At 70.7% G+C, this 22693-nt stretch carries 29 protein-coding genes; 16 read left to right on the plus strand and 13 right to left on the minus strand.

Annotated elements, in window-relative coordinates:
* The first annotated feature begins 61 nt into the window (after window positions 1-61).
* The 8 genes from LQF12_RS08025 to LQF12_RS08060 all read left to right on the plus strand — a co-directional run bounded on the left by LQF12_RS08025 (window position 62) and on the right by LQF12_RS08060 (window position 5400).
* On the plus strand, window positions 62-697 hold the full coding sequence (locus tag LQF12_RS08025; RefSeq protein WP_231055432.1) for a CDP-alcohol phosphatidyltransferase family protein: 636 nt from the start codon (window positions 62-64) through the stop codon (window positions 695-697).
* A gap of 68 nt (window positions 698-765) precedes the next feature.
* Window positions 766-1557 (plus strand): DUF881 domain-containing protein, encoded by a 792-nt coding sequence (locus LQF12_RS08030; protein ID WP_231055433.1) that lies wholly within the window; start codon window positions 766-768, stop codon window positions 1555-1557.
* 64 nt (window positions 1558-1621) lie between these two features.
* A complete protein-coding gene (locus LQF12_RS08035) occupies window positions 1622-1954 on the plus strand; it encodes a small basic family protein (protein ID WP_231055434.1) in 333 nt (110 codons plus the stop codon).
* Between the two features lie 65 nt (window positions 1955-2019).
* On the plus strand, window positions 2020-2652 hold the full coding sequence (locus LQF12_RS08040) for a DUF881 domain-containing protein (protein ID WP_231055435.1): 633 nt from the start codon (window positions 2020-2022) through the stop codon (window positions 2650-2652).
* A 121-nt stretch (window positions 2653-2773) separates the two neighbouring features.
* Window positions 2774-3286 carry an FHA domain-containing protein gene (locus LQF12_RS08045; RefSeq protein WP_231055436.1) on the plus strand — a complete coding sequence of 171 codons (513 nt, stop codon included), beginning with the start codon at window positions 2774-2776 and terminating at the stop codon, window positions 3284-3286.
* A complete protein-coding gene (ftsR, locus tag LQF12_RS08050; protein ID WP_231055437.1) occupies window positions 3283-4038 on the plus strand; it encodes a transcriptional regulator FtsR in 756 nt (251 codons plus the stop codon). The genes LQF12_RS08045 and ftsR overlap by 4 nt, the downstream gene beginning before the upstream one ends.
* A 61-nt stretch (window positions 4039-4099) precedes the next feature.
* On the plus strand, window positions 4100-4627 hold the full coding sequence (locus LQF12_RS08055; RefSeq protein ID WP_231055560.1) for a bifunctional nuclease family protein: 528 nt from the start codon (window positions 4100-4102) through the stop codon (window positions 4625-4627).
* 251 nt (window positions 4628-4878) lie between these two features.
* Entirely contained in the window at window positions 4879-5400 is a 522-nt protein-coding gene (locus tag LQF12_RS08060) for a MerR family transcriptional regulator (protein ID WP_231055561.1), read from the plus strand.
* 3 nt (window positions 5401-5403) lie between these two features.
* Here LQF12_RS08060 and LQF12_RS08065 read toward each other — a convergent pair whose 3' ends face one another.
* On the minus strand, window positions 5404-6165 hold the full coding sequence (locus tag LQF12_RS08065; RefSeq protein WP_231055438.1) for a class I SAM-dependent methyltransferase: 762 nt from the start codon (window positions 6163-6165) through the stop codon (window positions 5404-5406).
* Window positions 6166-6233: 68 nt separating this feature from the next.
* Between LQF12_RS08065 and LQF12_RS08070 the strand changes: the two genes are divergently transcribed.
* Entirely contained in the window at window positions 6234-6854 is a 621-nt protein-coding gene (locus tag LQF12_RS08070; protein ID WP_231055439.1) for an L-threonylcarbamoyladenylate synthase, read from the plus strand.
* Between the two features lie 3 nt (window positions 6855-6857).
* Here LQF12_RS08070 and LQF12_RS08075 read toward each other — a convergent pair whose 3' ends face one another.
* The gene (locus tag LQF12_RS08075; RefSeq protein WP_231055440.1) at window positions 6858-7442 is read right to left on the minus strand and encodes a DinB family protein; all 585 of its coding nucleotides are present in this window, start codon (window positions 7440-7442) and stop codon (window positions 6858-6860) included.
* Window positions 7443-7497: 55 nt separating this feature from the next.
* Here LQF12_RS08075 and LQF12_RS08080 point away from each other — a divergent pair, with 55 nt between their 5' ends.
* The gene (locus LQF12_RS08080; protein WP_231055441.1) at window positions 7498-8205 is read left to right on the plus strand and encodes a 4a-hydroxytetrahydrobiopterin dehydratase; all 708 of its coding nucleotides are present in this window, start codon (window positions 7498-7500) and stop codon (window positions 8203-8205) included.
* Between the two features lie 25 nt (window positions 8206-8230).
* Here LQF12_RS08080 and LQF12_RS08085 read toward each other — a convergent pair whose 3' ends face one another.
* Entirely contained in the window at window positions 8231-8563 is a 333-nt protein-coding gene (locus LQF12_RS08085) for a hypothetical protein (RefSeq protein ID WP_231055442.1), read from the minus strand.
* Between LQF12_RS08085 and LQF12_RS08090 the strand changes: the two genes are divergently transcribed.
* The 3 genes from LQF12_RS08090 (at window position 8562) to LQF12_RS08100 (ending at window position 10754) form a co-directional block, all read left to right on the plus strand.
* Window positions 8562-9527 (plus strand): phosphotransferase enzyme family protein, encoded by a 966-nt coding sequence (locus LQF12_RS08090; RefSeq protein WP_231055443.1) that lies wholly within the window; start codon window positions 8562-8564, stop codon window positions 9525-9527. The two genes, LQF12_RS08085 and LQF12_RS08090, sit on opposite strands and share 2 nt — an antisense overlap.
* A 91-nt stretch (window positions 9528-9618) precedes the next feature.
* Window positions 9619-10122 carry a hypothetical protein gene (locus LQF12_RS08095; RefSeq protein WP_231055444.1) on the plus strand — a complete coding sequence of 168 codons (504 nt, stop codon included), beginning with the start codon at window positions 9619-9621 and terminating at the stop codon, window positions 10120-10122.
* 95 nt (window positions 10123-10217) lie between these two features.
* Window positions 10218-10754 (plus strand): hypothetical protein, encoded by a 537-nt coding sequence (locus LQF12_RS08100; protein ID WP_231055445.1) that lies wholly within the window; start codon window positions 10218-10220, stop codon window positions 10752-10754.
* Here the strand turns inward: LQF12_RS08100 and LQF12_RS08105 are convergent.
* The 3 genes from LQF12_RS08105 to LQF12_RS08115 are packed head-to-tail and all read right to left on the minus strand — an operon-like array spanning window position 10751 to window position 13484.
* Window positions 10751-11143 carry a VOC family protein gene (locus tag LQF12_RS08105; protein WP_231055446.1) on the minus strand — a complete coding sequence of 131 codons (393 nt, stop codon included), beginning with the start codon at window positions 11141-11143 and terminating at the stop codon, window positions 10751-10753. The two genes, LQF12_RS08100 and LQF12_RS08105, sit on opposite strands and share 4 nt — an antisense overlap.
* Window positions 11140-11421, minus strand: coding sequence for an ArsR/SmtB family transcription factor (locus LQF12_RS08110; RefSeq protein ID WP_231055447.1), 282 nt, complete (start codon window positions 11419-11421; stop codon window positions 11140-11142). Before LQF12_RS08110 ends, LQF12_RS08105 begins: the two co-directional genes overlap by 4 nt.
* Before the next feature lie 32 nt (window positions 11422-11453).
* Window positions 11454-13484, minus strand: a complete 2031-nt coding sequence (locus tag LQF12_RS08115; protein WP_231055448.1) for a DUF4037 domain-containing protein — start codon at window positions 13482-13484, stop codon at window positions 11454-11456.
* A 61-nt stretch (window positions 13485-13545) separates the two neighbouring features.
* On the opposite strand from LQF12_RS08115, the gene LQF12_RS08120 reads away from it, so the two are divergent.
* Window positions 13546-14124 carry a DinB family protein gene (locus tag LQF12_RS08120; RefSeq protein ID WP_231055449.1) on the plus strand — a complete coding sequence of 193 codons (579 nt, stop codon included), beginning with the start codon at window positions 13546-13548 and terminating at the stop codon, window positions 14122-14124.
* Window positions 14121-14585 carry a VOC family protein gene (locus LQF12_RS08125; RefSeq protein ID WP_231055450.1) on the plus strand — a complete coding sequence of 155 codons (465 nt, stop codon included), beginning with the start codon at window positions 14121-14123 and terminating at the stop codon, window positions 14583-14585. The genes LQF12_RS08120 and LQF12_RS08125 overlap by 4 nt, the downstream gene beginning before the upstream one ends.
* 1 nt (window position 14586) lies before the next feature.
* Here the strand turns inward: LQF12_RS08125 and LQF12_RS08130 are convergent, their stop codons facing one another.
* Genes LQF12_RS08130 through LQF12_RS08150 form a run of 5 tightly spaced genes read right to left on the minus strand, consistent with a single transcriptional unit; the run spans window position 14587 to window position 19571 of the window.
* A complete protein-coding gene (locus tag LQF12_RS08130) occupies window positions 14587-16968 on the minus strand; it encodes an ATP-binding cassette domain-containing protein (RefSeq protein ID WP_231055451.1) in 2382 nt (793 codons plus the stop codon).
* Window positions 16969-17016: 48 nt separating this feature from the next.
* Window positions 17017-17424, minus strand: a complete 408-nt coding sequence (locus LQF12_RS08135) for a VOC family protein (RefSeq protein WP_231055452.1) — start codon at window positions 17422-17424, stop codon at window positions 17017-17019.
* A gap of 28 nt (window positions 17425-17452) precedes the next feature.
* On the minus strand, window positions 17453-17878 hold the full coding sequence (locus LQF12_RS08140) for a helix-turn-helix transcriptional regulator (RefSeq protein ID WP_231055453.1): 426 nt from the start codon (window positions 17876-17878) through the stop codon (window positions 17453-17455).
* Window positions 17878-18639, minus strand: a complete 762-nt coding sequence (locus LQF12_RS08145; RefSeq protein ID WP_231055454.1) for a HemK family protein methyltransferase — start codon at window positions 18637-18639, stop codon at window positions 17878-17880. Before LQF12_RS08145 ends, LQF12_RS08140 begins: the two co-directional genes overlap by 1 nt.
* Complete coding sequence (locus LQF12_RS08150; protein ID WP_231055562.1) at window positions 18636-19571, minus strand: aldo/keto reductase; 936 nt, start codon at window positions 19569-19571, stop codon at window positions 18636-18638. Before LQF12_RS08150 ends, LQF12_RS08145 begins: the two co-directional genes overlap by 4 nt.
* 144 nt (window positions 19572-19715) lie before the next feature.
* Between LQF12_RS08150 and LQF12_RS08155 the strand changes: the two genes are divergently transcribed.
* Window positions 19716-20063 (plus strand): RNA polymerase-binding protein RbpA, encoded by a 348-nt coding sequence (locus tag LQF12_RS08155; RefSeq protein WP_231055455.1) that lies wholly within the window; start codon window positions 19716-19718, stop codon window positions 20061-20063.
* Here LQF12_RS08155 and LQF12_RS08160 read toward each other — a convergent pair.
* A complete protein-coding gene (locus LQF12_RS08160; RefSeq protein ID WP_231055456.1) occupies window positions 20039-20821 on the minus strand; it encodes a polyprenol monophosphomannose synthase in 783 nt (260 codons plus the stop codon). The two genes, LQF12_RS08155 and LQF12_RS08160, sit on opposite strands and share 25 nt — an antisense overlap.
* Window positions 20818-22440, minus strand: coding sequence for an apolipoprotein N-acyltransferase (lnt, locus tag LQF12_RS08165; RefSeq protein ID WP_231055457.1), 1623 nt, complete (start codon window positions 22438-22440; stop codon window positions 20818-20820). The genes LQF12_RS08160 and lnt overlap by 4 nt, the downstream gene beginning before the upstream one ends.
* Window positions 22441-22693: the final 253 nt, after the last annotated feature.

Genomic DNA, 22693 nt, shown 5'->3' on the forward strand with positions numbered 1-22693 from the left:
CAGTGTGGCAGAACGGTAGGTGCGCGGCGCCGCGTACGCGCGGATCGCATAGCATCGCCTGGTGAGCACGTCCGAGGGTCCGAGCCGGTCCGTGGGCCCGTCCGAGGGCGGGTCCGGGACCGACGATGCAGCTGCCGACCGGATCGTGACGGTACCGAACGCGATCAGTGCGCTGCGGCTGCTGATGGTGCCGGTGGTCGGTGTGCTCATCTTCGAGGGGCACATGATCGCCGCCTTCTTCGTGCTCGTCGCGGCCGGTGTCAGCGACTGGCTCGACGGCGTGATCGCACGGCGGTTCGACCAGACCACGCGCCTGGGCAAGTTCCTCGACCCCTCGGCCGACCGGCTCTTCATCCTGGTCACCATCACCGGGCTCGCTTTCCAGGGCACCATCGGTTGGTGGCTGGTCGGAGCGATCCTGGCACGTGAGCTCGCGGTGGGCCTGTGCCTGCCCTCCATGGCGCGGCGCGGCTACGACGGGTTCCCGGTGCACATGGCGGGTAAGGCGGGCACGTTCGCCCTGATGTACGCCTTCCCGCTGCTGCTGCTCACCCACCTGGACAACCCGCTGGGTGAGGTGGCCTGGGTGATCGGGTGGGCTGCCGCGCTCTGGGGCGTGTTCCTCTACTGGGTCGCCGGTCTGCTCTATCTCAAGCAGTTCCGCGACGTCCTGACCGGCCGGGCGGTCGCCGCGTGAGGGGCGGACAGGTCCCGCTGAAATCCAGGGCGGGTGATCCTGCCGGCGCACGTCGCCCCGACGCGTCGATGACCCTGCTCAACGAGGTGCTGGAACGCCCACTCGACCTCGGGTATGCCGCGGCGAGCGAGGCGCGCCGACGCGGAACGGCCCGGCCCGCCACGCCCCTGCGCCGGTCGGTGACGTTCGTCCTCGCCGTGGTGCTCGGCCTGACCGCGGTGTGGGCCGCCCGCGAGTTGCGCGCTCCTGCTCTGGAGACCGCCTCCGACGTGCTCGTGGAGGAGGTCCGGGACAGGACGGCCGACGGCGAGACACTGGCCGCGCGCAACGCCGAGTTGCGGGAGGAGATCACCGAGCTGCAGGAGCTGTCCCTGGGCGCGGAGGCCGAGGAGATCCTGGAACTGACCGAGCGGATCGGCACGGCTGCCGGCACGACGGCGGTGCACGGGCCAGGCGTGGTGGTCACCATCGCCGATGCCCCCTCCGTCGACAGCGGTGAGCGCGATGCCGCCGACGGCCGGGTGCGTGACGGGGACCTGCAGATCATCGTCAACGGGCTGTGGTCCGCCGGTGCGGAGGCGGTCACGGTCAACGGACACCGGTTGACGTCGCAGACGGCGATCCGGGCGGCCGGCGATGCGATCCTGGTCGATCTGCAACCGCTCGTCTCGCCGTATGAGATCCAGGCGATCGGGGACCCGGACGGGATGCGCACCGCCTTCGCCAGGACGCAGGCGGCCGGCTACCTGAATTTCCTGTCGGCACAGCACTCGATCTCGTCCTCGCTCGAGCGGGCGCAGGAGCTGCGCATGGAAGCCGGGACCCCGTTGACACCGAGGGTCGTGACCGAGTCGTCATGAGGGGCGCAGACGGGGAGCCGGGCGCGCGTGTCAGACTGAACGGCGACGACGAAGGGAGGGCGCGATGATCGCCGTGGCAGGCCTGATCGTCGGGGTCGTGCTCGGTCTCATCCTGCAGCCGCCGGTCCCCGCCGAGTTGCAGCCCTACCTGCCCATCGCCGTGGTCGCGGCGCTCGACGCGCTCTTCGGAGCGATCCGGGCGCGCCTGGAGGAGGTCTTCGACGAACGCGTCTTCGTCACCTCCTTCCTGTTCAATGTCCTCATCGCCGCCTTCCTCGTCTTCCTCGGGGACCAGCTCGGCGTGGGCTCCCAACTGAGCACCGCCGTCGTCGTCGTGCTCGGGATCCGCATCTTCTCCAACGCCGCCTCGATCCGGCGGCACGTGTTCAAGGCATGAGGCACCACGACCGGGCGCACCGTGGCCGAGGGGTCACGCTCCGCTCGCAGATACTGATCGCCCTGATGTGCCTCCTCCTCGGGCTCGCGATCGTGACCCAGGTGCGCCAGACCCAGGACGACGAGTTCGCGGCGCTGCGTGAGGACGACCTGGTCCGGCTGCTCGACGAGGTCACCCAGCGCAACGAGGAGCTGACGACCCAGGCCGAGCAGCTCGCCCGGCAGCGGGACAGCCTGCTCTCCGGATCCGGCGATCCTGCCGTGCAGGAGGACTACCTGGACCTGCTGCAGATCCTGGCCGGAACCGTGCCGGTGGAGGGTCCTGGCGTGGTGGTCACCGTGGACGACGCGCAGGACGTGGATGCCCAGCAGATGGTGCACATGCTCGAGGAGATGCGTAACGCCGGAGCCGAGGCGATCGCCGTCTCGGGTCAGCGACTGACCGCCTCCTCCGCCTTCCTCGACACCGCCGACGGGGGCCTGAGCGTGAACGGGACGTCGATCGAGCCGCCGTACGAGTGGCGTGTGGTCGGTAACGCCGACACGATCGCCGTGGCCCTGGACATCCCCGGAGGCGCCTTCGCGATCATGCGCAACCGGGGGGCCACGGTCGAGGTTTCCGAGCGGGAGCTCGTCCAGATCACGTCGGTGCGCGAGACTCCGGATCCGGAGTTCGCCGAGCCGGTCGAGGACGACTGAGGGTCGACCGGAGCCCTGGACCGGACGGGCCCGGGACCTACTCTGGTGAGGGTAGAGTCTGCGACCATGGACACACCTGATCAGGCGGGTCCGACATGCCAGGTACCGGGGAGGCGCGACGATGACTGAGCAGCAGGGCGCACAGGGCGCACAGGGCGCACAGGCCGCGTCCGGCCAGGGACCGGCGCCACACACCACTGCCGCGCTCGGGCGCATCGTGCCGGAGACCGGGGAGGCGACGCCGGGGGCGATCGATGCCTCGGACCGCTCGGCCGTGGAGGCACTGCCGCCCTCGTCGGCCCTGCTCATCGTCCAGCACGGGCCCAACGCCGGGGCGCGGTTCCTCCTCGACGACGAGCGCGTCACGGCCGGGCGCGACACCTCCGCCGACATCTTTCTCGACGATGTGACCGTCTCGCGCAAGCACGCCGAGTTCCTCTCCGATGCGGGCGAGTTCACGGTCCGCGACGTGGGCAGCCTGAACGGGACCTACGTCAACCGCAGCCGCATCGACGACGCGGTGCTGCAGGCCGGGGACGAGGTGCAGATCGGCAAGTACCGTCTGACGTTCCATCCCAGCCCGCGACGTCACGCGGCGGGGCAGGACGACCAGACGGGCGAACCCGGCCAGTGAGTTCGTCCGCCGCACGGGAGCAGGCGGACGCGCCGGCATGGCCCTTCGGCGTCTCCCGGACCCCGACGATGAACATCAGTGGTGCGCTCTCGGTCCTCAAGCGTGAGTTCCCGGCGATCTCGGTCTCCAAGGTGCGATTCCTGGAGGACCAGGGCCTGGTCTGTCCGCATCGGACGCCGTCCGGGTACCGGCGGTACTCCCTCGCCGACGTCGAGCGGCTCCGCTTCGCGCTCGCGGCGCAGCGGGACTCGTTCCTGCCCTGGAAGGTGATCCGCGAACGCCTCGCCGAGCTCGATGCCGGGGGAGCGGACCCGCCCGCTCCTGGGGCGCGGGTCATCAGTGAGGACGGTGAGATCCTCGCCGATCCCTCGCCGCCGGGGCGGCTGACGGCGGATCAGGTCGCCCGCGCCGCCGGCTGCGATCCGGAGCGGGTGGCCTCCCTGACCTCGACCGGGCTGCTGGTCGCCGACGCGGCAGGGAAGTTCCCCGCGCGATCGGTCGAGATCGTCCGGTTCGCCGACGAACTGGCCGCGCACGGCATCGACGACCGGCACCTGCGAGCACTGCGCAGCGCCGCCGATCGTCAGCTCGACCTCGTCGAGCAGATCGTCGCCCCGGTCCGCTCCCAGCGCACGGGCCCGTCGGCGAGCGGTTCGCGTGCGAAGGCTCATGCGATGGCCACCGAGCTGACGGCCACGATGACTTCCCTGCACACCGCACTCCTGGGTGCCGGTGTGGACCGGATGGAGTGACCCGCCGCACCGGGCTCTCGCACCCCGCCGCCACGCGGCGTAGCGTGGAGGTGTGCGACAGATGGAGGTACTCGGTGTGCGGGTGCGACTGAACGCGCCCGAACAGGAAGTGCTGGTGCTGCTCAACGAGCATGACGGGCCGCGATCCCTGCCGATCGTCGTCGGTCCGCATGAGGCGGTCGCGATCGCCACCGTGCAGGCGGGGATGCCGATGCCGCGACCGGGCACGCACGACCTGTTGCTGGCCTGCCTGGAGGCCACCGACGTGCGGGTGCACCAGGTGGCGATCACCGAACTTCGCGAGGGCACGTTCATCGCCGAGATCGTGCTCACCAACGGCCGGCGGGTCGACTCACGCGCGTCCGATGCCATCGCCGTCGGACTCCGCGCCGGGGTGGCGGTGTGGTGCGAGGACACCGTTCTCGACGAGGCCGCCGTGGTGCTCGATGTCGACGAGGACGACCGTGAGCACGTCCACCTGACCGGCACCCTCGGGGCGGACGAGGCGGAGGAGCGCGTGGCGGAGTTCAGGTCGTTTCTCGACTCCGTCGAGCCGGGCGACTTCTCCGACGAGGACGAGCAGTCCTGAGAAGAATGACCCTGAAGTCGAGGGTGAGACTCGCCGCGGGCGACACGCCGACACGCTTTCGCACCCATGTCGTTGACCCGGGGCACCGGCACCAATAGCGTCAGGTACGCAAGGTCGATCAGATCCCGGACCACCGTCGCCGGAAACCACGGAGTACAGTGGTGTAAGTCCGGCATGAGAATGGAGCAGGCGTGAGCGGCAGCGACGCACAGGCGGACGCCACCCCAGGCGTCCCGCAACGGGCCCAGGGGATGCTGTTCGGCGACACCCTGCCGGACCTGGACACCACGACGGGCTACCGGGGACCGACCGCCTGTCGTGCCGCCGGCATCACCTACCGTCAGCTCGACTACTGGGCCAGGACGGGCCTGGTCGAGCCGAGCATCCGACCGGCCACGGGTTCGGGCACGCACCGTCTCTACAGCTTCCGCGACATCCTGGTCATCAAGGTGATCAAGCGGCTGCTGGACACCGGCGTCTCGCTGCAGCAGATCCGTTCGGCGGTCGAGCACCTGCGTGAACGCGGGGTCGATGACCTCGCCCAGATCACGTTGATGAGCGATGGCGCCTCGGTCTACGAGTGCACCTCGGCGGACGAGGTCTTCGACCTGGTCCAGGGCGGACAGGGCGTCTTCGGGATCGCGGTCGGGCGCGTCTGGCGCGAGGTCGAGGGCAGTCTCGCCGAGCTTCCGACGGAGAAGGCCGAGGACGAGGGCCAGAGCGCGGTCGACGATGAGCTGTCGCGCCGCCGCGCCGCCCGCAAGATCGGCTGAGTCCTACGTCCGGCCCGGGAGCACCGCTTCGATGAGGAAGCGGCTCGCGTGCGACAGGAACACGCCCTCGCGGCGAATCGTCTCGTGGACGGCTCGTAGCTGGGGCAGGTACCTCTCGGAGGAGAAGTCCGGGACGGTCCAGATCACCTTGCGCAGGAAGTGCACCACGGCCGCGATGTCGTAGAACTCGACCCGGCAGCTGGCCTCCCGCAGGTCGACCACCTCCAGTCCGGCGGCCTCAGCCTTCGCTGCCTCGCCGTGCGGTTGCCGCCCGCTCGGCTGGATGTGCTGACCGAGCATGGCGCGCGTGAGCTCGATGTTGGTCGCGTGCCCGACCTGCTGGGAGAGGAAGGTGCCCCCGGGCGCCAGGACGCGTGCGATCTCCGGCCAGGGGGTGAGGACGGGCAGCCTGGCGGTGACCAGATCGAAGGACGCTGCCGGAAACGGCAGGGGGCCGTCGTCGGGGGCACGGACCACCTCGGCTCCCAGCGGCGCCAGCCGCGCGCGGGCCACCTCGAGGTTCGGCTCCCAGGACTCGGTGGCGGCCAGCCGCGGTGGGGGAGAGGCGATCTCGGCGAGCACCTCCCCACCGCCGGTCTGCAGATCCAGGGCGGCATGCGCCCGCGCCATCCGCTCGCTGAGCAGGGACGAATAGCGCCAGGGTGGTCGCTGTTCGCTGGCCCGCCCCTCGAACCAGGAGAAGTCCCACCCGGCGAGGTCCACCGCGTCGCCCTCGGCGACCAGGGTGTCGAAGTCGTCCGTCATGGGACCACTGTGCGGGTCACGGCCGTGTGCGGTCGAGCAGATCACGGCCTCCGTGCCTATGGTGGACCATGGCGCGCTACTTCGACGTTCACCCGGTCAACCCGCAACCCCGTGCGATCCGCCAGGTGGCGGACATCATCCGCGACGGCGGCCTGGTCGCCTATCCGACGGACTCCTGCTACGCCGTCGGCGCTCAGCTCGGCAACCCCCAGGCCAAGCAGCGCATCCTCGACCTGCGCCGCCTGGACGAGCGCCACCACTTCACGCTGGTGTGCGCCGACTTCGCCCAGCTGGGCCGGTTCGTGCACGTGGACAACGCCGTCTTCCGGGCGGTGAAGGCGGCCACGCCGGGCAGCTACACGTTCATCCTGCCCGCGACCAAGGAGGTGCCCAGGCGGCTGCTGCACCCGAAGAAGAAGACGGTCGGTGTCCGCATCCCGGATCACCCGGTGGTGCACGCGCTGCTGGCCGAGATCGGTGAGCCGCTGCTCTCGAGCACGTTGCTGCTTCCGGATCAGGAAGACCCACTGACCGATGGGTGGCAGATCAAGGAGGAGCTCGACCACAGCCTCGATGCGATCATCGACGCGGGGGAGTGCGGTGACGAACCCACGACCGTCATCGACCTCTCGGAGGGGGTGGCCGACGTCGTACGGCGCGGTGCGGGAGACCCCTCACCGTTCGAGTAGCCGTCAGCGGCTGGGGTGCCCCGCCTCCTCGGCCACCGTGCGGAGCCGCTCGCGATAGTCGTTCCACCACGCGGCATCCGAGGCGGGCAGGTTGAGCGCCTGGGGGAGAAGGCCGGCGGTGCCGTCGATCAGTTCGCGGATGATGTCGGCGTGTCCGGTGTGCCGCGCCAGGTCGCTGGTCACGTGAATGAGCATGCGGCCGAGCGTCACCTCGCCGTGCGTACCCCACCACGGCACCCGGCCCGGCGCATCGAGATCGAGCATCGTGATGGTCTCGTCGGCGAACTGCCACACCGCGCGATACATCGCCACGATCTCCTCGCTGGTCTCCTCGGCGGTGGCCCACATGTCCGCGTTCGGCTCGGCGTCGTCCTCGGCCCAGGGCATCGCGATGGGGTGATCACGCCCGAAGACCAGCCCGAAGTAGCCCTGCTCCACGCCGGCCATGTGCTTGACCAGGCCGAGCAGGTTGGTGCCCGTCGGGGTCATCGGCGTGCGCATCTGCCGCTCGTCGAGGCCGTCGAGCTTCCACAGCAGCGCCTCGCGGTGCTCCTGGAGGTACTGGTGCAGGATCGACTTCGTCGTCATGCGCCGAGCGTAGCGTCAACCCCACCATGGAGACGGATGAGGCTAGAGTCGGCCCATGGACATGCTGAGTGGCTCACAGATCGCCGAAGCAGGTCTGGCCGACTGGCGCAAGCTGGCCCAAGGGCTTCACGCGCGATATCTGGTCGAGGACTTCGGCGCCGCCGCGCGCTTCGTCGCCGCGCTCGCCGAGGCAGGACATTCGCTCGGGCATCATCCCCGTGTCTCGATCAGCACGGGGCACGTGGACCTGGAGCTGGTCTCCGATGACGCCGTCTACCGCGACGGCGAGGGGACCGAGCACCGAGTCGAATGGGTGAGCCAGCAGGACCTCGATCTCGCACGGCTGATCACGGTGATCGCCGCCGATCTCGGCCTGGCCGCCGACCCGGCATCGGTGAGCGAGATCGAGCTCGGTCTCGACACGACAAGTTCGGCGACCATTGCGCCGGTGTGGGCTGCGCTTCTGACCGGCAGCGCGTCGTCCCAGGGGCGTGGATCGCCGAGCGACGAGATCCGGGACGCTACCGGGCGGGTGCCGAACCTGTGGTTCGGTGAGCTCGATCCGAAGGATGCATCCTGCGAGCGATTCCATCTTGAGGTCTATGTCGCACCGGAGGCTCTCGCAGCACGGATCGACGCCGTTCTCGCCGCGGGCGGCAGCATCGTCGACGACAGTCAGGCACCGTCGCTCACGGTGATCGCCGACCAGGACGGTAACCGGGGAGTGGTGTGCGTGGACATGTCGGCCACGCATCGCGCCTGAGAAGCCTGGAATGACATAATGTACATTATCGGCGACTTTCAGGAGTGGCTGGATTGAGCCCTCCGGATTGATTCGACTTGGTGCGCAGGTGCCGTCGACGTAGCGTCGTGGCGAGGCTGGTGCACGCCGCCCCGATCGCGATCAGCGCCGCCGCCGGCGGCCACGGGACCGCGACGATCGTTCCGTCCACCGCGCGGATCGCGACGCCGCCGACCACGCCGGCGGCAACGATGCCTGCGACCCCGAGCATGCCGAGGATCCAGTCACGTACGCGAGGCTGACTCGCTCTGACGACGTCCGCTGCCAGAGCCGCGAGAGCGACGACGGACAGGATCAGGATGTGCTGGGATGACCGCATGAACCACCCGCCGGTCACGATGCTGTGGGAACAGGTGGATCCTGCGCGCACCTTGACCGAGCGGGCCGGATTCACCGACGCAGCGGCCGCGGTGCACTGGCTCACGTCCACCGTCTCGGCCCACTGGGATCTCCCGGTCGACTCCTGCGACCGTCTCGTCCTCAGCGATCGCAACGTGCTGGCGTGGCTCTCGACCACGAGGGGCCGGATGCTCGCGAAATGGTCGGTGGCGCCGGAGCGGTTCGCTCGCCTGTCGGCGCTGGCGGACTTGGTCCGATGGCTGCATCAGTCCGGCTTGCCGGTCTCGGCGCCGCTCCCGGCACGTTCGGGGGCGCTGCAGATCGAGGTCGACGGCGTCTCGATCGCCCTGCAGCGGGTGATCGAGAGCCCGATGCTCGATGCCGGCGACCCGCGCCAGGTTCACGCCGCCGGAGCCGTGCTGGCCAGGCTCCACCTCGCCCTGGCCGAGCACCCCGGCCGTGAGCGCGTGATCGGGCCCTCACAGCCCCATGACGCTGCCGGGATGACAGCGTGGCTCGGAGCGGCGGGTGCGCACCTGCCCTCGGCTGCCGTCCGGAACCTTCGGGATCGTCTCGCCGACGCCCCCGGCCTCGACGCGCCGGTGCAGCTGCTGCACGGCGACTACCGCTCGGCGAACATCCTGTGCTCGGGCGCAGAGGTGGCGGCGGTACTCGACTTCGAGGAACTGCGCCGCGATCGCTGCGTCGACGAGCTCGCCCGGTCGGCGGTCCTGCTCGGCACCCGCTTCCATGACTGGGGCCCCGTCCCCACCGGGACGCACGCACACCTGCTCGCCGGATACGAGACCGTCCGGCGCCTCACCGCCTCCGAACGCGTCTGGTGGGACCTGCTCCGCCTTCACTACACCCTCGTGTTCGTGCCCCACGGTGACGATCCCGCCGGATGGGCCGGCTCGGCGCTCGACCTGAGCCGCCACAGCTGACGCCGGACCTGCGGTCCGGCCGGCGCGCCCACGTGCGGCGGGGATGAACGCCCCGTAACGTATCAACCCCATCTCGACACTGGAGTCAATCATGGTGGTTCACGCACGGGCATTGTCGCCCGTCGCCCCGGAACGTCTCGCCGTCGAGAAGATCGGTGTGGTCCGTCATAGCCTGCGACGCGCGGGCGCCGCGGCACTCACCTGTATCGGTGCCGTCGCCGCCGATGCCGCGACCAGACCCGACGCCGCCCTCACTCCCGCCGCGCTCGTCGGGTACTCGGTGACCATCTGGGTGCTGTTCCCCGTGGCCATGGCCCTGGCCGTGGTGGCCGGCGTCGCGGCGAGCAGAAGGGCGGTCCTGTCGTTCTGGAGCTCCTCACTGCTGGTCGCCGCAGCCACCGGAGGATGGATCGCCTGGGGTGTCGGCAACCTGGAGGGTTCCCTGTACGGCGCTCTGCTCGCGACGGGCGCACTGCTCGCCGGACTGGCCTCGGGCCGGCCCTGGCCCCGGCAGGTGCGTGCGGTCGCCGTCGCGTTGATCGCCCTGACCACGGCGGTGGTCCTGGCTGGCGCCGTGCCCGTGTTCGCGGCGTGAGGGGTCGGCTCGCTCACATCTACGCCCGGGCGAGTGGCCGGCGGGTGAACGCCGGGTAACGTGGCGCTCCCCTGGCCACGAGACGGGAGCTGGCGATGACGGTCCTCGAACAGGCATCGGTCCCGGCGCCGATCGCCTCCGGTGGCGCGCCTGCCATGGCCGCGAGCGTCCGCGGCCTGGCGCGCACCGTGACTGCCGGCGCGTTGATCATCGCGCTGGATTCTCTGTTCAGCCCGGCGGCCGCCATGCACCAGTGGGCGCTCGCCGGCCACTCCGTCGCGCTCTGGGTGGTCGCCCCCGCGCTGGTGAGCGCCGCCGTCGTGGCAGGCGTGAGCGCACATCGCGGCTCCGCCGTGACTCCCCTGCACTCCTCGCTCCTGTTCGGCGCGGCCACGACGGCCTGGATGATGCTCGGCGTGAGCAACGTCGAGGGCACGCTGTACGGCCTGGTGCTGGGGGCCGGAGCGGTCGCGGCCGGTCACCGGTTCGGCAACGAGGGCGCCTCGCGGCGAGCGCTGACCAGCGCGGCGATCGTGGTGGCGGCGACGGCGTGCCTGCTGAACGTCGCCGTACCCGCCCTCTCGCCGGCCATCGGCTCCGCCCTGTCAGGGGCCGGCCTGCCGCTCCCCTAGCTCTGGACGGGCGCGACCAGCTGGATGAGGTTGCCGCAGGTGTCGTCGCAGACGGCGATCACGGCCGTCCCGATGTCGGTGGGCCCCTGCGTGAACTGCACGCCCAGCCCGGTCAGCCGGGCATGCTCGGACGCCACGTCGGTCACCTGGAACTGGGCCAGCGGGATACCGTCCTCCATCAACGCGTCGCGGTAGGGCTTCACCGCGGGGTGTCCCGCCGGTTCGAGCAACAGCTCGGTGCCGTCGGGGTCTTCCGGCGAGACGACGGTGAGCCAGGAGTCCTCACCGAACGGGATGTCGTGCTTGATCCGGAAACCGAGGACCTCGGTGTAGAACTGCCGGGCGTGCTGCTGGTCGTCGACGAAGACGCTGGTCAGTCCGATCTTCATGAGGGGGTCCTCTCGTTGGGCCACCGCTGCTGGATCTCGGCCAGTGGCGCTGGGGTGAAGTAGTGGAACTTGGAGCGGCCGCGCCGCTGGGTGGTGATGAGCCCGGCGTCCTCGAGCACGGTGAGATGCTGCGATATCGCCTGCCGGCTCATGGTCAGCCCGTGGCCCATGGTGAGCGCACCGCAGAGTTCGAACAGGGTCTTGCCCTCCCCCGCCGCGAGCTCATCCATGAGCAGCCGGCGGGTCTCGTCGGCGAGTGCTCGGTAGATATCGGCCACACAGACACGATAGGCAAGTACTGACTTGCATGTCAATGGTCTGCGAGACCCGTGCGCCCCACCAGTGCCAGGCGCCGTGCCGGGTCCAGCAGCACGGCGACGTTGTCGCTGATCTGCTCCGCGCTCCCCCGACCAGGCGGTAGTGCCCGCACCGCCGGGTCGGAGACCCCGGCCAGCAGTGCAGCGCTGATCTCCTCCCGTGCCACCCGGTACGGCCGGTCCCAGAAGCCGGTGGTGGCCGGCCGCGGAGCGGGGAGCCCGGCCTCCTGCTGACGCTCGAGCAGCAGGTCCAGTGCGCCGGCCAGGCACTCCTGCCGCTCACGCCACCCGGCGGCCCCCAGCACCGCCCGCAGATGCTGATGGACGCCGTCCATCCCCGGCAGCCGGCCCAGCATCGTGCCGCGCCACTTCGCATACGGCATCCACTGCCGGGACAGGGTGAAGGACAGGTGCATCGCGACGTCCACGAGGCGCGCGGCGATCACGCGCGAGCCGAGGTCATCGCCCGCGTCGCCCGCGCGGCTCATCAGCGGCATCTCCTCGGCGAGCCGGGCCCAGTCGGCCGCGACCACATGGCGCCAGAGGTCATCGGGATACCACCTCAGGGCGCTGCGTAGAGCGGTGATCTCGCCGGTCCCGTCGTGGAACACCGGTCCCGCGACGATCTCCAGCACCGCCTGTCCGGTCAGCGACAGCCAGTCCTCGGCGCTCACCTCGCCCCGGGGATCGAACCCCAGCCCGTGGATCACGAACCGGGACGGACTGGCCACCTCGATGTGATGCGCGGGCTCGGTGTGCCCGGAGAAGGCGAACCGCGTCGGCAGGCCCAGGAAAGCGTCCGGCAGCGTCTCGCCCAGATACGCCTCCACCTCCGGCGCCATCGCATCCTCGACCAGCAGCGTCAGCCGCAGGCCCCAGTCGTGATCGCGCGACATCGCATCGTCCAACCCGAGCACATCGGACCCGCTGCCCAGCCGGGCGGCCGCGTGCGGGAGTCCGGGCCAGCGCTGCATCAGCAGCGGGGCCACGATCTCCTCGTAGTAGCGCCGCGCCAGGGCGAGACCGTCCGGCCCAGCGGGCGTCGCCGGCGCCGGACGCCGGGGGCGATCGCCGGCTCGTCCCAGGCGCCGGGCCACCTCCCCAGCCCTCTCGGCCAGGTCCGCCGGCTCCAGCACCTCGAACTCGTGGCCGAGCATGGCCACGTGCAGGAGCACGTAGTCGAGGTCGTCCGCTCCGGCCCGCACCTCGCTGCGCGGGCCACGAGCGAGCACGACGGCGGCCCTGGCCGGGATCTGCCGGCGCACCTGCTCTGCCGGCGCGTCCACGAGGAAGCGCGCCTGACGGCGGTACGCACGCCCCGTCACGCCCTCCTGCACGAAGCGGGCGGCGTCGGGCGCCTGCCGGGGCGCGAACCGCCAGGTCCGAGCGGCCACCTCCGACATCCGGTCCACCCGGAAGGTGCGCCAGTCGTCCCGGTCGAGGTCGTAGGCGAGCAGGTACCATCGGCGCTCCGAGGTGACCAGCCGGTACGGCTCCACCCGGCGCTCCTGGGGAGCCTCGTGATCGCTACGGGAGTAGCCGAAGCCCACCTGATGACGGTCGCGGCACGCCCCGGCCAGCACCATCAGGGCCCCGGCGTCCACGGGATCACCCGCACCGTCGAAGAAGTCCACCGCCCGGTGCAGGGCCGCCACCTGGTCGCGCAGCCTCGCCGGCAGGACCCGATGCAACTTCGTCAAGGCACCCAGCGCGGCATCGGCCGCCCCCCGCTCCCCCGCCTGGGCCCGGCTGAGGAGAGCGACCGCGATCGCGGTCGCCTCGCCGTCGTCGAGCATCAGCGGCGGCAGCTCGCGGCCGGCGTGCAGCCGGTAGCCGCCACCCAACCCCTGGCTCGCCTCCACCAGATAGCCCAGCGACCGCAACCGCTCCACGTCGCGCCGCACGGTCCGCACCGTCACCCCCAGCGCCTCCGCGAGCTCGGGCCCGGTCCAGATCTGGCGCCGTTGCAGCATGCCGAGGAGTGCGAGCACCCGCTCGGTCGTCCCGCGTTCGGTCTCGGCCACGGCGTCAGCCTGCCACAGCAAGCGGACCGATCCTGTCCTCTTCTGGATCGATGATCGAGCCATGACCACCACACCGGAGGCGCCATGGAGCGCCATCCTCGCCGAACAGCTCGAGTTCCACTGGACTCACCACTGCCTGCCACGCTTCGCCGGGCTGACCGACGAGGAGTACTTCTGGTCCCCCGTGCCGGACGCCTGGAACGTCCGGCCCCGTGGCGAGTCGACCGCCCCGGTTCAGGGTGGCTCCGGCGACTTCACCATCGACTTCGCCTTCGCCGACCTCGATCCCGCACCGTTCACGACCATCGCGTGGCGGCTCGGGCACGTGATCGTCGGCGTCCTGGCGATGCGTAGTGCGGCCCACTTCGGCGCGCCGGCAGCCACCTACCAGGATTGGGAGTACGCAGGTTCGGCGGAGGAGGCGATGACCCAGCTGCGCACGCAGATCGACCGCTGGCTCGCCGGCGTGCACAGCCTCGACGAGGATGCGCTGCGCACCGCCGTCGGGGACAAGGAGCCCTACCCCGAGGCGCCGATGGCCGACCTCGTGCTGCACATCCACCGTGAACTGATCCACCATCTGTCCGAGGTCTGCCTGCTGCGCGACCTGTACCTGCACACCGAAGGAGCACCCCGATGAGCCGCGAGTTCCAAGTCACCGTCGACGCCCACGACCCGGTCGCCCTCTCCTACTTCTGGCGCGAGGCGCTCCCCGGCTACGTCCACCCCGCTCCCCCGGGCCGCGAGATCCCCGAGGGCGTGGATCCGTTCTCGGTCTGGGATGACTTCCTCGCCGAGATGGGCGTGCCCGAGGATCAACGCCGAGGCAGCTCCGCCCTCGAGGACGCCGAGGGCCGTGGGCCACGGATCTTCTTCCAGCAGGTCCCCGAGGCCAAGTCGGCCAAGAACCGGCTCCACCTCGACCTGCGGGCCGCGCCCGGTCTGGAAGGACCCGAACGCATGACCGCGCTGGAGGTCGAGTGCGAGCGGCTCGTCGCGGCCGGCGCCACGCGGGTGCAGCGCTTCGAACCGGACCCGCCGATGAGCGGCGGGTTCATCGTGATGACCGACCCGGAGGGCAACGAGTTCTGCCTGGACTGAGTCAGCGCCTTCCCACGTACTCCGCCAGGTGCTCCCCCGTCAGCGTCGCCTTCCCGGCCACCAGGTCGGCCGGCGTGCCCTCGAAGACCACGCGGCCGCCGTCGTGGCCTGCTCCCGGGCCGAGGTCGATGATCCAGTCGGCGTGGGCCATCACGGCCTGGTGGTGTTCGATCACGATCACCGACTTGCCCGAGTCCACCAGCCCGTCGAGCAGCCCCAGGAGTTGCTGGACGTCCGCCAGGTGCAGGCCGGTGGTGGGCTCGTCCAGGATGTAGGTCCCGCCCCGGGCGCCCATGTGGGTGGCGAGCTTGAGGCGTTGCCGCTCTCCCCCGCTCAGCGTGGTCAGCGGCTGCCCCACCTTGAGGTACCCCAGCCCGACGTCGTCCATGCGCTCCAGGATCGTGTGCGCCGCCGCCACCTTCGCGGCTCCGGCGGCGAAGAAGTCTCTCGCCTCGGCCACCGACATCTCCAGCACCTCGCTGATGTCCCGGCCGCCGGCGCTGCGCTCACCTCCGAGGGTGTACTCGAGCACCGCGGCCTGGAACCGCTTGCCCTCGCACTCCTCGCACGGGGACTCCACCGTGTCCATGAAGCCCAGCTCGGTATAGATCACGCCGGCCCCCTTGCAGGCCGGGCAGGCCCCCTCGGAGTTGGCGCTGAACAACGCCGGCTTGACGCCGTTCGCCTTCGCGAAGGCCTTCCGAATCGGATCCAGCAGGCCGGTGTACGTGGCCGGGTTGGACCGGCGCGACCCCTTGATGGCGCCCTGGTCGATGGCCACCACACCCTCGCGTGGTGCGACCGAGCCGTGGATGAGGGAGCTCTTGCCGGAGCCGGCCACCCCCGTCACCACCACCAGCACACCGGCCGGGATGTCGACGTCCACGTGCTGCAGGTTGTGCGAGCTCGCGCCCCGCACCTCGATCACTCCCGACGGCGACCTCACCTGCTCCTTCAGCCGCACCCTGTCGTCGAGGTGGGTGCCGGTGAGGGTGCCGCTCGAACGCAAACCGGTCAACGACCCCTCGAACACGATCTGCCCACCGGCCGAGCCCGCGCGGGGGCCGAGGTCGACGACGTGGTCGGCGATGGCGATCGCCTCCGGCTTGTGCTCGACCACCAGCACCGTATTGCCCTTGTCGCGCAGCTGCAGCAGCAGGGCGTTCATCCGGTCGATGTCATGCGGGTGCAGACCGATCGTGGGCTCGTCGAAGACGTAGGTCACATCAGTGAGCGAGGAGCCCAGGTGCCGGATCATCTTGGTTCGCTGCGCCTCACCGCCCGAGAGGGTGCCGGCCGGGCGGTCCAGCGAGAGGTAGCCCAGTCCGATCTGGACGAAGGAGTCCAGCAGGTGCCGCAGGCCCGTCAGCAAGGGCGCGGCTGCCGGCTTGTCCAGGCCGCGGATCCACTCCGCCAGGTCGGTGATCTGCATGGCGCACGCCTCGGCGATGTTCACACCGTCGATACGCGAGGAGCGTGCCGACTCGTTCAACCGCGTCCCCTCGCAGTCGGGGCACGTCTGGAACACGATGGTGCGCTCCACGAACGCCCGGATGTGGGGCTGCATCGCCTCCACGTCCTTGCTGAGCATCGACTTCTGGATCTTCGGGATCAACCCCTCATAGGTGACATTGATCCCGTCCACCTTGATCTTCGTCGGTGGCTTGTGCAGGAGGGCGTCCCGTTCCCTCTTCGTGAAGTCCTTGATCGGCTTGTCCGCGTCGAAGAATCCGCAGCCGCGGAAGATCCGCCCGTACCAGCCGTCCATCGTGTAGCCCGGGATGGTCAGGGCTCCCTCGTTGAGCGACTTGGTCTCGTCGTAGAGCTGGGTCAGGTCGAAGTCGCTGACCGAGCCCCGCCCCTCGCAACGCGCGCACATCCCGCCCTGGATGGCGAAGTCGCGGCGTTCCTTGATCGTCTCGCCGCCCCGCTCGATCTCGACCGCTCCGGCGCCTCTGAGGGAGGCGACGTTGAAACTGAACGCCTGCGGAGAGCCGATGTGCGGCTCCCCCAACCGGGAGAACAGGATCCGCAGCATCGCATTCGCGTCCGTGGCCGTTCCCACGGTCGAGCGCGGGTTGGCACCCATCCGCTCCTGGTCGACGATGATCGCGGTCGTCAACCCCTCGAGCACATCCACCTCGGGGCGGTTGAGCGTGGGCATGAAGCCCTGTACGAAGGCGCTGTAGGTCTCGTTGATCATCCGCTGCGATTCCGCGGCGATCGTGCCGAAGACCAGCGAGCTTTTCCCGGAACCGGACACCCCGGTGAAGACCGTCAGGCGCCGCTTCGGCAGCTCGACACTGACATCCTGCAGGTTGTTGACGCGTGCGCCCTGGACCCGGATGAAGTCATGGGCGTCGGCCGCGTGCCTGGGGGCCATGCAGTGCTCCTTCGCTCGGTCGGTGCTCATGGTGGCACAGGGACCCGGTCACGACTGCTGCATGCGGACCATGTTGCCGGCCGGGTCGCGGAAGGCGCAGTCGCGCTTGCCCCAGGGCTGCTCGGTGGGTTCCTGCACGATCTCCACGTCACCACTCTGGATGCGGGCGAAGGCCGCATCGACGTCCGGCGTGGCGAGCATGATCGAGGCGTAGGTGCCCTTGGCGATCATCTCGGTGATCACGCGTCCCTCCTCCTCGGTGATCCCCGGGTCGGCCGTGGGCGGGTAGAGCACGAGGTTGACATCGGGCTGGCTCGGCGGGCCGACGGTGATCCAGCGCATGTCCTGGTAGCCGACGTCCTGGCGTACCTCGAAGCCGACCACGTCCCGGTAGAAGGCGAGACTGGCCTCGGCGTCGGTGTGCGGAAGGAAGCTGGTGTGAATGGCGATATCCATGCTGCGACTCTAGGGACACCGGGAAGGGCTACGCTTCTCGATTCCTGACCGGCTGCCGCAGGGGTCTGGCGACCTGCTTCACGATGCAGGTCGGCAGGTCCAGCTCGCGCTCGCCGGCGCGGCGCCGGTACTCGCTCGGGGGCATGCCGACCAGCTGGGTGAACCGGCTGCTGAACGTCCCCAACGACGAGCTGCCGACGGCGAAGCACGCCTCGGTCACGGACATCCCCATCCGCAACAGGGCCATCGCCCGTTCCACCCGGCGCGTCATCAGGTACGAGTACACCGATTCCCCGTAGGCCCGCTTGAACTCCCGGCTCAGGTGACCGGCGGACAGGTGCACCCCGGCGGCCAGGGCGGGCACGTCCAGGGGCTGGGCGTAGTCCCGGTCGATCCGGTCCCGCACGCGGCGCAGCAGGCGCAGGTCCTGGAGGTGCTGCTCGTGGGTGGCCATCAGCCGACCGTGGCGATCATCGCAGCGCTCCCCCACCGCCGGGAGGTCTCGGCGGTGGCCTCCAGCCCGAGCTCGGCGAGCATGGCGGTCGCGGCGTCGACCTGGGAGCCGGCCACCTCGGTGACCAGCACGGTCCCGGGCGCGAGCCGGTCACGGACCTGCTGAGCGAGACGCCGCTGCACGGCCAGCCCGTCGGCACCACCGTCGAGGGCATGGGCGGGTTCGTGCAGCCGGGCCTCGGGGGGCAGGTGCCGCACCTGCCCGGTGGGCACGTAGGGCGTATTCGCCACCACCATCCCCAGGCCGGCGACCGTCTCAGCCGGCAGGGCCTCGAGCAGGTCGCCGGTGTGGATCTCCACCCCGGGCAGGTTGGACTGCGCGGCCGCGACCGCCCGCGGGTCGAGGTCGCACGCCACGAGCCGCAGATCGGGGCGCCGGTGCTGCAGGGCCGCGGCGACTGCGCCGATCCCGCAGCACACATCGGCCACGACCGCTCCGGGCTGGGCCAGGCGGGCGACCACGCGCACGAGGTGAGCGGTCCGCACCCGCGGCACGAACACGCCAGGGGCGGTGCGCAGGCGCAGGCCGTCGAACTCGACCGAGGCGAGGATCAGCTCCAGCGGCTCGCCCGCGACCCGCCGGGCGATGCGGCTCTCCAGCTCATCCGCGCCCACCGCCGAGGCCAGCAGCAGGTCCGCCTCCTCCTCGGCGAACACGCTCCCGGCGGCCCGGAGCCGACCGGCGAGAGCGTCACGATTCACGCGGGCGCGATCTCGTCCAGTTCCACCAGGTCGGCGGCCGAGGGCTCCCATGCGCCGGCGGCCACATTGGTCTGCACCTGGTCGGGCCGCGAGGCACCGGCGATGACCGAGGCCACCGCGGGCTGGGCGGCCAGCCAGCCGATCGCCACCGTCAGCAGGGAGAGGCCGCGCGCCTGGGCGAACGCCTCCAGGGCCTCGATCCGGTCGAAGTCGGCGGCCTCGATACGGTCCGGGCGCCGCTGCAGCCGGCTTCCCTCGGGGGCATCCTGGCCGCGGCGGTACTTGCCGGTGAGCAGTCCGGAGGCGATCGGGTAGTACGGCAGGATCCCGGCACCGACGTGCTCAGCGGCCGGGACGAGTTCGGCCTCGATGCTCCGGTCGAGCAGGTTGTACGGGTTCTGTGCCGAGATCATCGGGGCGTACCCCGCGCCGCGGGCGATCCAGTCCGCGTCGACCACCTGCCACGCGGCGAAGTTCGAGGAGCCGACGTAGCGGACCTTGCCCTCGGTCACGAGCTCGTTCAACGCGGCGAGCGTCTCCTCGACGGGGGTGTGCGGGTCCGGGGCGTGCATCTGGTACAGATCGATGTGGTCGGTGCCGAGGCGGCGTAGCGAGCCCTCGACGGCCCGGCGGATGTAGCGCCGGGAGCCTCGCACGCCCCAGTCCGGGCCGTGCAGCCCACCCGTGTCCATCCCGAACTTGGTCGCGATCACGACGTCCTCGCGCACCCCGTGCAGAGCCGCGCCGAGCAGCTCCTCGCTGCGGCCGCGGGTATAGACATCGGCGGTGTCGAAGAGCGTGATCCCGGCATCCAGGGCCGCGCCGACGACGGCGGGGACGTCCTCCTCGGCGACGGTGGCACCGAGCGTGTTGCAGCCCAGGCCCACTGACGAGACAGTTAAGCCTGAGGTTCCCAGCTGGCGGAAGGTCATCGCAGGTGTGCTCACGCGTCCTACTCAACCACGAGCGAGGCCGAGGAGATTCACATCACCTTCACACCAGCGTGGAACACCAGCCGTATCTCACCCGTTGGAACGGGTGGAGACGACCACAAGTCATGGACAGGAGGAGTCGCGATGGCTGATCGAGCACTGCGCGGCACCAGGATCGGTGCCAACAGCATGGAGACCGAAGAGGGCGTCGAGTTCGCCCCCCGGGTGGAGGCGGTCTACGACTGCCCCGACGGTAGGGTCATCGTGATCCCGTTCTCGGCCGAGGCCGAGATCCCACCGGTGTGGGAGGCCCCCGGCGGCGGCGAGGCGCTGTTGCGCGACGCCACCCGCCCCGAGCCGAAGGCCGGCAAGCCGGTACGGACCCACTGGGACATGCTCCTGGAGCGTCGGACCGTCGCCGAGCTCGAGGATCTGCTGAGTGAGCGGCTGGAGCTGCTGCGCAGCGGTCAGCTGCGGCGCCGTAGCGCCTGAGTTCGGCCCCGGCTCCCTCGCCGGACCCACCCCCACCACTGCCTGGTGCGCCGCTCGGCGCCCCAGGCAGTGGTACGCCACAGGGCCTCCACCACGATGGCGCGGCTCATCTTCGAGACGCCCTCGACCCGCTCGGTGAACGTGATCGGGATCTCCACGATCTCCCCGGCGCCGCGTCGCACCCGCCGCGTCATGTCGACCTGGAAGCAGTATCCCTGCGAGGTCACCTCCGCCAGGTCCAGCCCGCGCAGCGCGTCGGCCCGGAACGCCCGAAAGCCCGCCGTCGCATCCCGCACCCCCAGCCCGATGGCCACGTTCGCGTACGCGTTCGCCGAACGGCTCAGCAGCGCCCGGTACCAGGGCCAGTTCTCCGTGCGCCCCCCGGGCACCCAGCGGGACCCGATCGCCAGCTCGACCCCGTCGGCCTCGAGGGCATCGAGCAACCGAGGCAGGTCCTCCGGATGGTGGGACCCGTCGGCATCCATCTCGACGACCCGCTCGTAGCCGCGTTCGAGTGCCCAGCCGAATCCCGCGACGTAGGCGCGTCCCAGGCCCGCCTTACCGGGGCGGTGCAGCACGTGGACCCCAGGGTCGGCCAGTGCCTGCTCGGCCGCCCACCGGCCGGTCCCGTCCGGGCTCGCGTCGTCGACGATCAGCACGTCCACGTGTGGTGCTGCGCCCCGGGCGCGCGCCAGCGTGCCCGGCAGTGCCGCCCGCTCGTTGTAGGTCGGGATGATGACCAGGGCGCGGGCGCTCACACCGCCTCCCGCCGCGACCTGCCGGTGACCACACCGGCCCCGAACGCCAGCGCCACGAGACCGGTGGCCAGGGCGATGGGCCAGTCCCCCAGCCGGTCGGCCACCGTGAGTGAGGTGCGCAACGGCAGCTCCGCCGTCATCGTGGCCGGTGTGAACAGGCCGGTGCGCTCGAGCACGCTCCCGTCAGCAGCGATGACGCCGCTGACACCCACCGTGGAGATCTGCACCGTGGCGCGCCCGTGCTCGACGGCCCGCAGCCGGGACATCGCCAGCTGCTGCTCACTCTCGGCCGTGTAGCCGAAGGAGGCATTGTTGGTGGGCACCACGAGCAGCTCGGCGCCGCCGAGCGTCGCCTCCCGGATGAGCGCGTCGTAGGCGACCTCGAAGCAGATGACCGTGCCCACCTGGACGACCCGTCCCAGCCTCTCCACCGGTACGGGCACCACGGCGATCTCCTGACCCGGGGCGATGTCGGTACGGACCAGATCCACCGCCGGGGAGAACATCCTGGCGATGTCGCGGATCGGGATGTACTCGGCGAACGCGGCCGGGATCTGCTTGGAGTAGGAGAAGCTCGCGCCCTCGCCCTGCTGCCAGAGCACCATGTCGTTGAACCGCGCCTCCTCCCCGTCGGTGTCCAGGCCGTAGGAGTCGGTACCGAACAGGATCGGTGCGCCGGCCGAGGCGGTCGCGAGGTCGAGCAGTGCGGCGGCGTCGGCATCGGCTCGCGGGTTGATGTCGGAGGAGTTCTCCGGCCACAGAACCAGGTCGAGGCCGGCCCCCGCTGCCTCCTCCGCCAGGCCCAGGGTGCCTGCGACGTGGTTGTCGAGGACCTCGCGTGCGTTGGCGAAAGCACCCAGGCCCGGCTCGGAGACATTGCCCTGCACCGCGGCCACATGCAGCGAGCCGGACTCCGCCTGCGTCGGGGTGGGCACCAGCGTGGCGCCGGCGCCCACGAGGGCGACCACGAGGGCGACGGGAGCGACGGCGCGCGCCCGGGCGCGCGCCGTCGTCGAGGCGGCCGAGACGACGACGAGGTGGGCCAGCAGGAAGCCGCACAGCGCCGTGGCGAAGGAGACGGCGGGTGCGCCGGCGAGTGCCGCCAGCGGCAGCAGCGGACCGTCGGCCTGGGAGAACGCCAGCCGCCCCCACGGGAACCCGCCGAACGGCCACACCTGGCGCACCTGCTCGGTCACCACCCAGATCAGCCCGAAGACCACACCGGCCAGCAGCGTGCGCCGGCGCCACCACCGCGCCCGCCGCGCCCAGGTCCACACCGCCGCACCGCCGGCCAGGATGCCCGCCTCGGCCACGCTCAGCGCGAGCCACGGGATCACCCCCACGGCCGCGTTGGCCCACCACAGGTGCGGCAGGAAGAACGCCACGCCCCACAGCCACGCCACCGCGGCGTTCCAGCGCGCCGAGTCCCGGCGCATCGCCACCACCAGCAGGGCCACGCCGACGAAGGCCAGCGGCCACCACGAGCGCTGCGGGAAGGCCGTGTCCGTGATCAGTCCTCCGGCTGCCGCGAGGACGAGCGTGAGTTGCCGGGAGGGCATGAACACGCGCGCGCTCGGCTCGGGAGTCGCGGAGGTACGGGCGGTGAGTGCAGCGGACACCACTGCAGAATACGGCCCGTACCCCCGGCGCCCGGCACTGCGGCCCATCGACCGGCTCGCGCGTCCTTCGGTCCGGAACCCCTGCGCGGTCAGCCCCGTTTTCTATGGAACGCGCGAGCCTGGTCGATGACTGCTCGAGGAGCAGTACGAGAAGCGAACATACCGGCCAATGCCTCGTCCGCCAAGGGAGCATCACTGCAGGTCACAGGCGTCACCGCAGGTCAGACGGACCATGATCGGTGGCAAGATCGCG

It is taken from the genome of Ruania suaedae (genome assembly GCF_021049265.1).
In the GTDB taxonomy this organism is placed as follows: domain Bacteria; phylum Actinomycetota; class Actinomycetes; order Actinomycetales; family Beutenbergiaceae; genus Ruania; species Ruania suaedae.

What these genes read in the sequence shown, in the direction of transcription:
- LQF12_RS08070 (WP_231055439.1), top strand. Translation starts at nt 6,234, where the DNA reads ATGGCGCGCTACTTCGACGTTCACCCGGTCAACCCGCAACCCCGTGCG.
- LQF12_RS08130 (WP_231055451.1), bottom strand. Translation starts at nt 16,968, where the DNA reads ATGGCCCCCAGGCACGCGGCCGACGCCCATGACTTCATCCGGGTCCAG.
- LQF12_RS08045 (WP_231055436.1), top strand. Translation starts at nt 2,774, where the DNA reads ATGACTGAGCAGCAGGGCGCACAGGGCGCACAGGGCGCACAGGCCGCG.
- LQF12_RS08140 (WP_231055453.1), bottom strand. Translation starts at nt 17,878, where the DNA reads ATGGCCACCCACGAGCAGCACCTCCAGGACCTGCGCCTGCTGCGCCGC.
- LQF12_RS08135 (WP_231055452.1), bottom strand. Translation starts at nt 17,424, where the DNA reads ATGGATATCGCCATTCACACCAGCTTCCTTCCGCACACCGACGCCGAG.
- LQF12_RS08040 (WP_231055435.1), top strand. Translation starts at nt 2,020, where the DNA reads ATGTGCCTCCTCCTCGGGCTCGCGATCGTGACCCAGGTGCGCCAGACC.
- LQF12_RS08100 (WP_231055445.1), top strand. Translation starts at nt 10,218, where the DNA reads ATGACGGTCCTCGAACAGGCATCGGTCCCGGCGCCGATCGCCTCCGGT.
- LQF12_RS08080 (WP_231055441.1), top strand. Translation starts at nt 7,498, where the DNA reads ATGGACATGCTGAGTGGCTCACAGATCGCCGAAGCAGGTCTGGCCGAC.
- LQF12_RS08060 (WP_231055561.1), top strand. Translation starts at nt 4,879, where the DNA reads ATGCTGTTCGGCGACACCCTGCCGGACCTGGACACCACGACGGGCTAC.
- LQF12_RS08075 (WP_231055440.1), bottom strand. Translation starts at nt 7,442, where the DNA reads ATGACGACGAAGTCGATCCTGCACCAGTACCTCCAGGAGCACCGCGAG.
- LQF12_RS08085 (WP_231055442.1), bottom strand. Translation starts at nt 8,563, where the DNA reads ATGCGGTCATCCCAGCACATCCTGATCCTGTCCGTCGTCGCTCTCGCG.
- LQF12_RS08055 (WP_231055560.1), top strand. Translation starts at nt 4,100, where the DNA reads ATGGAGGTACTCGGTGTGCGGGTGCGACTGAACGCGCCCGAACAGGAA.
- LQF12_RS08120 (WP_231055449.1), top strand. Translation starts at nt 13,546, where the DNA reads ATGACCACCACACCGGAGGCGCCATGGAGCGCCATCCTCGCCGAACAG.
- LQF12_RS08065 (WP_231055438.1), bottom strand. Translation starts at nt 6,165, where the DNA reads ATGACGGACGACTTCGACACCCTGGTCGCCGAGGGCGACGCGGTGGAC.
- LQF12_RS08150 (WP_231055562.1), bottom strand. Translation starts at nt 19,571, where the DNA reads ATGACCTTCCGCCAGCTGGGAACCTCAGGCTTAACTGTCTCGTCAGTG.
- LQF12_RS08090 (WP_231055443.1), top strand. Translation starts at nt 8,562, where the DNA reads ATGAACCACCCGCCGGTCACGATGCTGTGGGAACAGGTGGATCCTGCG.
- LQF12_RS08030 (WP_231055433.1), top strand. Translation starts at nt 766, where the DNA reads ATGACCCTGCTCAACGAGGTGCTGGAACGCCCACTCGACCTCGGGTAT.
- LQF12_RS08155 (WP_231055455.1), top strand. Translation starts at nt 19,716, where the DNA reads ATGGCTGATCGAGCACTGCGCGGCACCAGGATCGGTGCCAACAGCATG.
- LQF12_RS08095 (WP_231055444.1), top strand. Translation starts at nt 9,619, where the DNA reads ATGGTGGTTCACGCACGGGCATTGTCGCCCGTCGCCCCGGAACGTCTC.
- LQF12_RS08035 (WP_231055434.1), top strand. Translation starts at nt 1,622, where the DNA reads ATGATCGCCGTGGCAGGCCTGATCGTCGGGGTCGTGCTCGGTCTCATC.
- LQF12_RS08105 (WP_231055446.1), bottom strand. Translation starts at nt 11,143, where the DNA reads ATGAAGATCGGACTGACCAGCGTCTTCGTCGACGACCAGCAGCACGCC.
- LQF12_RS08125 (WP_231055450.1), top strand. Translation starts at nt 14,121, where the DNA reads ATGAGCCGCGAGTTCCAAGTCACCGTCGACGCCCACGACCCGGTCGCC.